1 protein-coding gene and 1 pseudogene are annotated in these 1,834 nt (G+C 72.9%); both read left to right on the top strand.

What is annotated here, in order from left to right:
* Positions 1-507 (top strand): annotated as a pseudogene (locus tag D7X12_RS41115) (protein phosphatase 2C domain-containing protein); the annotation flags it as partial.
* Between the two features lie 4 nt (positions 508-511).
* Positions 512-1,834, top strand: a 1,323-nt coding sequence (locus tag D7X12_RS41110) for a hypothetical protein (RefSeq protein ID WP_120630537.1), incomplete at its 3' end; no start/stop codon positions are given.

Raw genomic sequence — 1,834 nt, 5'->3', positions numbered from 1 at the left:
GCGCTGGGTCGGGAGGTGTGGGGGGATTTGCTCTTCACCATCGTGGGGGCGGTGGTGACGCCCGCGCACACGCTCGTCTTCTCGTCGGGGGACGGGGTGTGGATGCTCAACGGGGAGGTGCATGCGCTGGGGCCGTTCCCGGACAACGCGCCGCCGTACCTCGCGTATGCGCTGCTGCGCGGGGAGGACGTGCCGCTGGTGTCGCGGGCGCTGGTGCCGACGGACGACGTACACGCGCTGCTGTTGGGTACGGACGGGGTGGGGGACCTGATGGGATTGGCGGCGGCGCGCGTGCCGGAGCGCGACGAGCCGGTGGGCCCGCTGTCGCGGTTCTGGACGGAGGACCGCTACTTCGCGAACCCGGACGCGGTGCGCAGGCGCCTGGCGCAGCTCAACCGCGAGTCGGTGCGCGCGGACTTCGCGGAGCGGCGGTTGCTGCGCACGCCGGGGCTGCTGACGGACGACACGTCGCTGGTGGTGCTGCGTCGGCGGATGGGGAGGGCGTGAGGCCATGGACGTCTGGCTCGAGGGCAAGAAGGTGCGGCTCAATCCGCAGCACGCGCTGGGCAAGGGCGGCGAGGCGGATGTGTATGACCTGGGCGACGGGCGTGCGCTCAAGGTCTTCAAGCAGCCCGGCCATCCGGACTACCTGGGCCTGACGCACGAGCAGGCCGCCGCGAAGGCACGGCTCGCGGAGCACCAGCGCAAGCTGCGCGCGTTCCCGCAGGGCCTGCCGGCGCGGGTGGTGACGCCGCAGGCGCTGGCCACGGACCGCAAGGGCGTGGAGGTGCTGGGCTATGCGATGCGCAAGCTGGACGGCGTGGAGCCGCTGCGCCGGTGGGCCGAGCCGGCGTTCCGGCGCGCGGGCGGGCGGGCCTCGGACGCGGTGACGTTGCTGGCGGGGCTGCACCGGGTGTTGGGGGCGGTGCATGCGAGCGGCGTGGTGGTGGGGGACTTCAACGACTTGAACGTGCTGGTGGTGGGGACGGACGCGTACCTCATCGACGCGGACAGCTTCCAGTTCGGGCCCTACGTCTGCCCGGTGTTCACCGAGCGGTTCCTGGACCCGCTGCGGTTGGATCCGGTGGCACAGGCGCTGACGCCGGTGCGGCCGGCGACGGTGGAGAGTGATTGGTATGCCTTTGCCGTCACCGTCATGCAGTCCCTGTTGTGCGTGGGGCCGCACGGCGGCATCCACCGGCCGAAGGCGCAGGGGGCGCGGCTGAACGCGGTGGCGCGGGTGCTCCAGCGCGTCACCGTGCTCCACGCGGACGTGCAGTACCCGAAGCCCGCGCTGCCCCGGGCCACGCTGCCGGACGATGTGTTGCACCTGTTCCACCAGGTGTTCGTGGAGGACCTTCGCGGCGCGTTCCCGCTGTCGGCGCTGGAGGGGCTGCGCTTCACGGTGTGCGCGTCGTGCGGCGTGGAGCATGCGCGGGGGGCGTGTCCCACGTGTCAGCCGCATGCGACGGCGGCGGCCACGCCAGTGTCCGCGGTGCGAGGGCAGGTGGTGGCGACGCGGAAGTTCACCACCCGGGGCGTGGTGGTGCACGCGAGCGCGGACGCGGACGCGGGGACGGTGCGCTTCGTCTACCACGCGGACGGCGCGTACCGGCGCGAGGACGGACGCACGGTGATGCGTGGCGGGTTGGATCCGTCGCTGCGCTGGGCGGTGCAGGGGGACGTGACGTTGTTGGGTCAGGGGGGCCGGGTGGCGGTGTTCGCGCCGGGCCGGGCGCCGGAGTTCCTGGGCGTGGACACCTGCGAGAACAAGCCGGTGTTCGCCGCCAATGGCAGACACCGGTTCTGGGCGGCGGGCGGCGGGCTGTGGCGG

The sequence above is a fragment of the Corallococcus sicarius genome (assembly GCF_003611735.1).
GTDB classification, from domain to species: Bacteria; Myxococcota; Myxococcia; order Myxococcales; family Myxococcaceae; genus Corallococcus; species Corallococcus sicarius.
This window is presented reverse-complemented; position numbering and strand designations above follow the sequence as displayed.